Origin of the sequence: Tabrizicola sp. (assembly GCF_034366665.1) — a bacterium.
GTDB lineage: Bacteria > Pseudomonadota > Alphaproteobacteria > Rhodobacterales > Rhodobacteraceae > Tabrizicola.
In genome coordinates this window covers 1-9069 of record NZ_JAXMMF010000141.1, presented here as the reverse complement: position 1 = coordinate 9069, position 9069 = coordinate 1, and the positions used below count along the sequence as shown (strand labels likewise).

At 63.8% G+C, this 9069-nt stretch carries 8 protein-coding genes; 2 read left to right on the top strand and 6 right to left on the bottom strand.

What is annotated here, in order from left to right; translation table 11 throughout:
- The first annotated feature begins 418 nt into the window (after nucleotides 1-418).
- The gene (locus U1E69_RS20170; RefSeq protein WP_305570033.1) at nucleotides 419-1339 is read left to right on the top strand and encodes an NAD(P)-dependent oxidoreductase; all 921 of its coding nucleotides are present in this window, start codon (nucleotides 419-421) and stop codon (nucleotides 1337-1339) included.
- A 22-nt stretch (nucleotides 1340-1361) separates the two neighbouring features.
- On the top strand, nucleotides 1362-3092 hold the full coding sequence (locus U1E69_RS20165) for an ABC transporter substrate-binding protein (RefSeq protein WP_305570031.1): 1731 nt from the start codon (nucleotides 1362-1364) through the stop codon (nucleotides 3090-3092).
- 495 nt (nucleotides 3093-3587) lie between these two features.
- Here U1E69_RS20165 and mnhG read toward each other — a convergent pair whose 3' ends face one another.
- The 6 genes from mnhG to U1E69_RS20135 all read right to left on the bottom strand — a co-directional run.
- Nucleotides 3588-4028 (bottom strand): monovalent cation/H(+) antiporter subunit G, encoded by a 441-nt coding sequence (gene mnhG / locus U1E69_RS20160; protein ID WP_305570029.1) that lies wholly within the window; start codon nucleotides 4026-4028, stop codon nucleotides 3588-3590.
- Nucleotides 4025-4303, bottom strand: a complete 279-nt coding sequence (locus U1E69_RS20155; protein ID WP_296520861.1) for a K+/H+ antiporter subunit F — start codon at nucleotides 4301-4303, stop codon at nucleotides 4025-4027. Before U1E69_RS20155 ends, mnhG begins: the two co-directional genes overlap by 4 nt.
- Nucleotides 4300-4788 carry a Na+/H+ antiporter subunit E gene (locus U1E69_RS20150; RefSeq protein WP_305570027.1) on the bottom strand — a complete coding sequence of 163 codons (489 nt, stop codon included), beginning with the start codon at nucleotides 4786-4788 and terminating at the stop codon, nucleotides 4300-4302. Before U1E69_RS20150 ends, U1E69_RS20155 begins: the two co-directional genes overlap by 4 nt.
- The gene (locus U1E69_RS20145) at nucleotides 4785-6416 is read right to left on the bottom strand and encodes a monovalent cation/H+ antiporter subunit D (protein ID WP_322246204.1); all 1632 of its coding nucleotides are present in this window, start codon (nucleotides 6414-6416) and stop codon (nucleotides 4785-4787) included. The genes U1E69_RS20150 and U1E69_RS20145 overlap by 4 nt, the downstream gene beginning before the upstream one ends.
- Nucleotides 6413-6757, bottom strand: coding sequence for a Na+/H+ antiporter subunit C (locus U1E69_RS20140; RefSeq protein WP_322246203.1), 345 nt, complete (start codon nucleotides 6755-6757; stop codon nucleotides 6413-6415). Before U1E69_RS20140 ends, U1E69_RS20145 begins: the two co-directional genes overlap by 4 nt.
- On the bottom strand, nucleotides 6757-9069 hold a 2313-nt coding region (locus U1E69_RS20135; protein WP_322246202.1), incomplete at its 5' end, for a monovalent cation/H+ antiporter subunit A. The genes U1E69_RS20140 and U1E69_RS20135, both read right to left, overlap by 1 nt.

Here is a 9069-nt window from a genome sequence, read left to right as displayed (position 1 = left end):
GATGTATTCGTGCAGGTCGGTGCCGCAGATGCCGGTGACGGCAGGCGCGATCAGCACGTCATCAGGCGCAAGCTGCCCTGACGGCTCTGCGACGTCCTCCACCCTGATGTCCTTGGCCCCGTGGAACCGAACTGCTCTCATCGTGTCGTCCTCCCTCCGACCCGTGGCCACCGCCACGGCAACCGTCATTTCCACCACAGCCAGCCGACAAGCACCGGGCAAGACCAGCTTTGCCCCACAACCCGGTTCGGGCTGTCCACTTGCAGCGACCACAACGGCGATGACTCACTCCCGCCTTGATCGTTAGCAAATCCCCGACGGTCGGTCTGATGAAATTTAGCCGATCCGAATAAATTACCCCAACCACCACCGCTTCGGCGATTTACAGTCGGTGGCGGAGCGAGGGGTGGAATTCGGCATGCAGGCGAACTTGGCAGAAACGACGCGCGCGCAATCGGGTGGTCGGGGAATCGGTTGGATCGGCGCTGGCAAGATGGGCGCGCCGATGATCCGCAACCTGCTGGCAGCCGGAACCACGGTCGCCGTGACCGAACCGGATACACAGGTCGTATCCGATCTTCTGCGCGCCGGTGCGGTCAGCGCAGGCACGCTTGATCGGCACAGCCAGAACGGCATCGTCTTTGCCACCCTGCCCAACGACACCGTCCTGCGCGAGGTCGTGCTGGGCGCGCCCGGCACAACCGGTCTCATCCATCACATGGCGCGCGGCTCGATCTTCGTCGAGATGAGCACCGTATCGCCCGAATGTTCGGCCGAAATCGCCACCGCGCTCAACGATTGCGGGATCTCCTACCTGCGCGCTCCCCTTTCCGGCAGCACCGCCCTTGCCGAAAAGGCCGCGCTTACGGTGCTTGCCTCGGGCGATGAACAGGCGTGGGCCACCGTCCTGCCGACCATCCGGTTGCTGTCGGCACGTCAATTCTACCTTGGCTCGGGCGAAGAGGCCCGCTACATGAAACTGGTGATCAACACCCTCGTCGGCGCCAGTTCCGCCATTCTGGCCGAGGCCGTGGCGCTGGGCGAAAGTGGCGGTCTGTCGCGCACCAGCATGATGGATGTGATCTGCGAAAGCGCCGTCGCCTCGCCCCTGTTCAAATACAAGACCGACGCGGTGGTGTCTGGCGACTATGCGCCGGCTTTCACCATCGCGCAGATGATCAAGGATTTCAGCCTGATCAGCGATGCGGGACGCGCCAATGGCGTGCCCTTGCTGACAACCGGGCTGATCCTTGAACTTTATCGTGCCGCCGCCAATTCGGGCTTGCGAGATCAGGATTTCTTCGCTTTGGTGAAATGGCAGGCCGACATCTCCGCCTAGCAGGGTTCCGTCCGTGCAACAGATGACCGCTTCCACCGCCACTGGCACCGCTCCCGCCTCCGAGCTGACCAGCCACGAGCTTTCGCGCATCGTCGATTTCCTGCGCAAGTTGCGCGCGCCTTTTGACACCGGCGTGCCAGGGGCGACAAAGGACGTCTTCTGGAACATCGTTCTGGAGCTTGTCGATGCCCACCTGCACCGCCGGCCCATCGACAAGTCCGGCTTGGTGACGCTGGCCGGCGTGCCTTACAGCACCGGCAACCGGATGATCACCAGGATGATCGCCGACAACCAGATCCGTCAGGTGCCACGCGGCGGCGGGCTCAAGACCCACTTTCTTGAACCGACCGATACCCTGCTGCACAGCTTCATGGACTACGCCACCCATGTGAAGGGCCACCTGGCCAAGACCTTCGGCCTGCGCAAGGGCACCGAGGCGAACGAATACTACTTTGGCGGCAGCTACTTTGCCGCGCAGATCATCTCTCCCGTCCGGGGCGACGATATTGCCGTCAAGGTGCCGGGCGACATCCGCTTCCTCTTGAACGACGACAACTACTTCTCCGCCATGCGCAACATGTGGTCGGACTTCCGCAACGACCTCAGCCGCAAGAGCAGCTTTCAGTTGCACCGGCTGCCCGACCTTTACACCAACGCCCACAAGGCCTTCGACGCGCCGATACCGGAGCATGATGTCGTCGCCCTCAACATGCCCTGGCTTGGCGAATTCGCCGAAAAGGGCTGCCTGGCCCCCTTGGATGAACTGCTGAACGACGCCGCGATCAACCCGCTGGATTTCCATCCTTCGGTCTGGGGCACCGGCAACTGGAAGGGCACGCAATACGGCATCCCGCTTTACTGCACGATCGAGATTCTGGCCGCGCGCCGCGACCTGTTCGAAGACCGCAGCCTGACCTATCCCCGCACCTTCGATGAAACCATCGCCGCCGCCCGCGCCCTGCACCGCCCCGCAAACGAATTCTACGGCATTGCCTGGAACGGTCAGCGCGGCATGCCCATCGCCAATTCCTTCATGTTCTTTCTGGCCGCCTGCCAGAAGACCATCATCGACATCCCGATGCACAACCGGGAAAGCTGGACCTTCGACCGGTTTGAAAAGCTCAAACTGCAGATCAACACCGACGACTCGGTCGATGTGATCGAATACATGAAACAACTGGCCGAGGTTTCGCCGCCAGACATCGCCAAGGTGGATTGGGAACGCGGGCTCAGCTATTTCATGTATGGCCAGGTCGGGCTGGCCTATTGCTGGACAATGCGCGCCGCCCGGTTCGAACATGAACTCAGCTCGCAAGTGGCGCGCCGGGTGGCCTATCTTCCGCCACCGTCCCGCAGGATGCATCAGGTCGCGGCACCCGTCGGCGGCTTCCTGATGACCATTCCCGCCCGCGTCCCACCGGCCCGGCAACGCCAGATCATGAATGCCCTCGCCTGGATGGTTTCCCCCGAGGCGATGAAGGCGCATGTCAAGAACGGCTTTCCGGTAGCGCCGCGCTTTTCGGTCTGCGCAGACCCCGAAGCGCTGGCCTCCTCGCCAATCGTCAGCATGGTCGATCAACTGGCCCGCCGGAACCAACTCGTCACCTGGGCGCGGCCGCCGATCAAGGAATTCAGCTATATAGAAACCGTCCTCGGCACCGAAGTTCACGACGCGGTCTTCAACGGCAAGCAACCGCGTCAGGCCCTGCGCGACGCCGAAAATCGCATCTATGGCGAACTTTACCACAAGTAACGCAGGCGCCGCCAAGAAAGCGACCAGCCGGCTTTGTGCGCCCCATCGGAAACTGCCGCGTCTCGAAGCGCGCCACAGGAGACAGATGGGCCGCCAGATGCCTGGATCGCGGTAGCTGATCTGACCATGTCGCCCGCGCCTGACCAACTGCGGCCTCGATGCCTTCCGCAGCAGGGTCGGCTTCAATGCCTGAAAGGCTGCCGCAACGCCGGACCAGTTTTCGGCAGCAAGTTCGCGCAGGCGTTGCTCAAAGCCATTCACGCAGGCCGGGTCAGGCGACGACTGCTTCACCTTCAGCGTCGGTTCGACCGGAAGCAGGCTCAGGATGATGCTTGCCTGACCGCCATGACGGATGAACTGGCCGAAACTGACAATGAACCTATGGCTTCCCCTTCAGGTTGCGGGGAACCTGAATCAGATCGGGTGGAAAATCGTCAACCGCGCGTTCGGTGCCACAGAAGGTTCGACCGGAGCGCGTTGGCGGAGGGAACGCGACTACGGTCGAACCTTCTCTGAGCCCAGAGTGGTCGGCAGCGTGGCTGCTTTAGGATCAGAATCAGAGCTCATTGATTCATCCGCGGAAGATCGTGCGGCAGCCGCCGGGGGGACCGCGCCACCACCTTCCGCGCGATCCCGATGCAGGGCCGCCCGGCCAAGGAACATCAGCGTGACGGGTGTCGTCACCATGACGCAGATGCCGATGACCAGCTCGTGTACGAACACCCGATCCTGCACCCATGACCAAGTCAGAAGCGAGGCCAACAGAATGGCCGCCGTGCCCCAGCTTGTGCCCAGCGTCGGGGCATGGATGCGATCGTAGAAGCTTTTCAGGTGAATGAGGCCGAAGGCCCCCAGAAGTGTCAGGGTGCTTCCCAGGACAAGAAAGAAGGCGACCAGCGCCATCAGCCATGGCGGAAGGCTGTCCAGCGCGGTCATTCGATCACCTCGCCGCGCAGAAGAAATTTGGCCAAAGACACCGTGCCTACAAAGCCGCCGATGGCGATCACCAGCGCGGCTTCGAACAGAAAGGGAGTGCCCAGACGCATGCCGGTGACGATGAAGAGAAGCATTGTCGCGATGTAGAGCGCATCAAGGCCAAGCACCCGGTCCTGCGCCCGCGGTCCGACGGCAATCCGGTACGCGGCCAGACAGGCCGCAAGGCCAAGGGCAATCTGTGCCCATGTCAGGGCCAGCCACAGGACTGTGGTCATGCGAAAGCCTCCATCAGCAGGGCTTCGTAACGGTCGCGGATCAGAACGCGCCATTCCTCTTCGTCGATCATGTCGAACACATGCAGGAGCAGCGTCCCGGCCTCGCGGTCATGTTCCAGCCAGGCGGTGCCGGGCGTGGCTGTCAGGATGATCGCCAGCAGGGCCAGCGGCACCGGATCGCGCAGCCGCAAAGGGATCACAACGAAGGCCGAGGTGCGCGCGCCGTGGCGGCCATTGGTCAGCATCAGCTGCGCCACCGCCCAGTTCGATCTGACGATATCGACCGACACGATAGCGACCAGCCGGAACAGTGCTGACCACGATCGGATGCGCGGCGTCTCGGGCTCGATCCGCGCCAGCGACAGCCCGGCCAGTACCGCGATGGCCGATCCCAGCACCAGATGCCCCAGCGAGAACCGCGTAAGCAAGAGCCACATCAGGATCAGGGCCGCTGTCAGCAATGGATGGGGAAGGAGGCGCCTCAATCGCTGGCCTCCCCTTCCGCCGCGCGGGGAGCACCCAGCACGCCCTCGGCATAGATCGAGGGCTGCAACACCGCCTCGGCGGTATCGCGCATATAGCCCAAGGTGACATCGGCCTTGATCGTCAGAACGATCAGAAGGGCGATCAGCGCGACAACAGGCGCGATTTCGAGCGCAAGAACTTTGGGAGGTTCACCCTCGGTGGCCCAGAAGGTCTGGATGCCCACCCGCACCAGCCCGACCAGAGTGGCAAAGCCCGACAGGATCAAGAGCGCGACAAAGGCCCAGGACAGAGCCGGCGTTTCCGCGCCCTCGGCCAGCAGCCCCTGAAGAATGCCGATCTTGCCGATGAAGCCCGACAGCGGCGGAAGCCCGGCCAGGGCGATCACGCAGGCGCCGAAGGACAGGCCCAGCACGGTCAGCGTGCCGGGAATGGCCAGACCCACTTCGGGCTGGCGGTCCTCTTCGCGCGCGTCCAGCCCATAGGCATCGGCGGTCAGCGCCAGCAGAGCGGCAATGCCGCCATCCTCGCGGCTCATCGGTTCGATCAGCAGGAACAGCGCGCTGATGGCAAGGGTGGAGGACAAAAGGTAAAAGAGTGCCGCCGCAAGGATATCCGCGCCCTCCCCCGCCAGCACGAACCCGCCCGCTGCAAGCACGGTACCCGACGACACCAGCACCAGATGCGCCGCCATCCGGCCCAGTCCCTGTGAGGCCAGCACGCCCAGAAAGCCGAAAGCGATGGTCGCCATACCGCCCGCGATCAGCACCTCGGCGCCGAACCCCGCTGACGCCCCTGCGCCCGCGCCAAAGATCAGGAACGACAGCCGCAGGATCACATAGACCCCGACCTTGGTCATGATCGCGAACATCGCCGCGACAGGCGCCGCCCCGGCCATGTAGGCCGTGGGCAGCCAGAAGGACATCGGCCAGATCCCGGCCTTGATCAGGAAGGCCAGCGCCATGATCGCGGCCCCTGCCTGCAACATGGGCAACCTCGCCTCGGGCAAGACGGGCACCATCATCGACAGTTGCGCCATGTTCAGCGTGCCGGTCGCGCCATAGACAAGGCTGACGCCGATCAGAAACAGGAGCGAGCCGGTCAGGTTGATAGCGATGTAATGCAGCCCGCCGCGCACCCTGAGCTGCCCGCCGCCGTGCAAAAGCAGGCCATATGACGCCGCCAGCAGCACCTCGAAAAACACGAAGAGGTTGAACAGGTCGCCCGTCAGGAATGCCCCGTTCACCCCCATCAGAAGGAACTGGAACATGCTGTGGAAATGTTGCCCCTGCCGGTGCCACCCTGCAGCAGCATAGAGCAGCGCAGGCAGCGCCAAGAGCCCGGTCAGGACCAGCATCATCGCCGACAGCCGGTCGACCACCAGCACGATCCCGTAAGGCGCGGCCCAATCGCCCAGCAGATAGAAGCCGATGTCGTTGTTGCCGGTCAGCTCGCTTCCCTTGGACCGGATGAGCAATTCCACCGCCGCCAGAAGCGACGCGACGACGGCAACAAGGCTGATCGTCAACTTTGCGCGCCGCTGCCGTTCGTCGTAGACCAGCATCAGAGCGCCCGCAAAGAACGGAATCAGGATCGGCGCGATGATCAGATGCTCGGGGCCGAGGCTCATGGCTCACGCTCCTGCCCGTCGACATGGTCAGTGCCGGTCAACCCGCGCGAGGCGATCAGCACCACCAGGAAGAGCGCCGTCGTGGCAAAGCTGATGACGATGGCCGTGAGGACCAGCGCCTGCGGCAGCGGGTCGGCATAGGCTGCAGGGTTGATAAAGCCACCCTTGGGCATGATCGGCGGCGCGCCCAGTGTGATCCGGCCCATGGAGAAGATGAACAGGTTGACCGCATAGGACAGCAGGCAGAGCCCCACGATCACCTGAAAGGTCCGCGGACGCATCAGAAGCCAGATGCCCGACGCGGCCAGCACGCCAATGGCTGCGGACAGGACCATCTCCATCACGCGGCCTCCTTTTCGGCCGTTTCGGCGCTGTCGCGTTCGCGCATGCGGGTGGTGCGCAGCGACTGGTGGGCGATGGCGATCAACATCAGCACCGTCGCGCCGACGACCAGCGAGAACACACCTGCATCGAAAATCAGTGCCGTCGCGGCCGGAACCTGACCGATCAGGGGGATGTTGACATATTGGGCATGCATAGTCAGGAACGGGTAGCCGAACAGGAAGGCGCCAACCCCGGTCGCCCCAGCGATCAAGAGGCCAATTCCCATCCAGCGGATCGGCAGCACAGTCAGCCGCGCCTCGACCCAACGGACGTCATGGGCCAGATATTGCAGAAGGAACGCGACCGACACCGTCACCCCCGCCGCGAACCCGCCGCCCGGCAGATCATGGCCGCGGAAGAACAGATAGGCGGCCAGTACAATCATCACCGGGAAAATCCAGCGCATGATGACGGACGGCACCAGCAGCGCATCGGCCAGCGTTCGGTCCTCCAATCCGGCCTGCTCACCATCCAGGACAATGCTTTCCGGCGCGGGGCGGAATCGGCGCAGCAGCGCAAAGACCGTGATCCCGACGATGGCCAGCACGGTGATCTCGCCGAAAGTGTCAAAGGCTCGGAAATCGACCAGGATCACGTTGACGACGTTGGTCCCACCGCCCTCGTTGTAGGCGTTTCGCAAGAACCAATCGCCGACATTGGGGATCAGCGGCCATGTCATCATCACATAGGCGATGCCGGCAAGGCCGGTGCCCGCCACAACGGCAATCACGAAATCCCGGGCGCGGCGGATGCGTGCGGGCAGAAGCTTGTCCTCCGCGATCTCCTCGCGGCGCTTGGGCAGCCACCGCAAGCCAAGGAGCAGAAGGACGGTGGTCACGATCTCCACCAGCAACTGCGTCACGGCCAGATCGGGTGCCGAGGCCCAGGCGAAGGTCAGGCAGGTGACGAGCCCCGCCCCCCCAAGAAGCACGACCGAGGCGAAGCGGTGATACTTGGCCAGCCAAGCCGCGCCCACGGCACAGACTCCGCCGACGGCCCACATCAGGGCAAAGGCGGGGTTCAGGTCGGTCGCAAGCGGTGCCGGCGCCTGCCTGAGGACCCCCCAGAGCGTGGCAAAGCCAGCGGCGATGGTCAGCAGCACGATCAGGCGAAGCTGCGGCTGCAACCTCTCAGTCCCGAGGGTCCGGTGAACGACACGCGGCAGCTTCCAGGTCAGGGCCAGCAGGATGCGTTCGAACACGCGCTGCGCCCTGATCCGATGCAATAGCGGCGGCCCCTCCGGCCCCGCCGCGATCCGGCCGCCCAATAGGGCATAGAGCGCCACACCCACACCAAGGGCGACAAGGCTCATCACCAGCGGCAGGTTGAAGCCATGCCAGACGGCGATGTCCTTGTAGGGCAGGTCCGGCCCCAGAACCGACTGCGCGGCCAGGTTCAGCGTCGGGCCCAGCGTCAGCCCCGGCAGGATGCCCACGATCAGGCAGACCAGCACCAGCAGTTCAACCGGGCGCCGCATCAGCGAGGGCGGCTCGTGCGGCACCTTGGGCAGATCTGCCGCGTCCGGCCCGAAGAACACGGTCGCGATGAAGCGCAGCGAATAGGCCACCGCGAAGACCCCGGCGAGGGTCGCAAGGTAGGGCAACGAATTGTCCAGCCAGGTCCCGTTGTGCCAGTCGGCCGCTTCGGCAAAGAACATCTCTTTCGAGATGAAACCATTCAAGAGCGGCACCCCCGCCATCGCGGCCGAGGCGACGATGGCCAGCGCGCCGGTCACCGGCATGAAGCGGATCAGCCCCGACAGGCGGCGCATGTCGCGGGTGCCCGTCTCATGGTCGATGATGCCCGCCGCCATGAACAGGCTTGCCTTGAACACAGCATGGTTCACGATGTGGAACATCGCGGCCAGGATCGCGCTGTTCGATCCGATCCCCGCCAGCGCCGTGATCAGGCCCAGGTGACTGATCGTGGAATAGGCCAGAAGACCCTTCAGATCATGCCGGAACAGCGCGATGATCGAGGCCAGCACCAGCGTCAGCATGCCGGTGCCGGTGACTGCAAAGAACCAAAGTTCGGTTTCCCCCAGCACAGGAAAGAAGCGCACAAGAAGGAAGACCCCAGCCTTTACCATGGTCGCCGAATGCAGGAAGGCCGAGACCGGCGTCGGCGCGGCCATCGCGCCCGGCAGCCAGAAGTGGAACGGCATCTGCGCTGACTTGGTGAAGCAGCCCAAAAGGAACAGGCCCAGCACCAGCGGATAAAGGGGATCGGCGCGCACGACATCGCCTGCGGCCAAAACGCGATCAAGGTC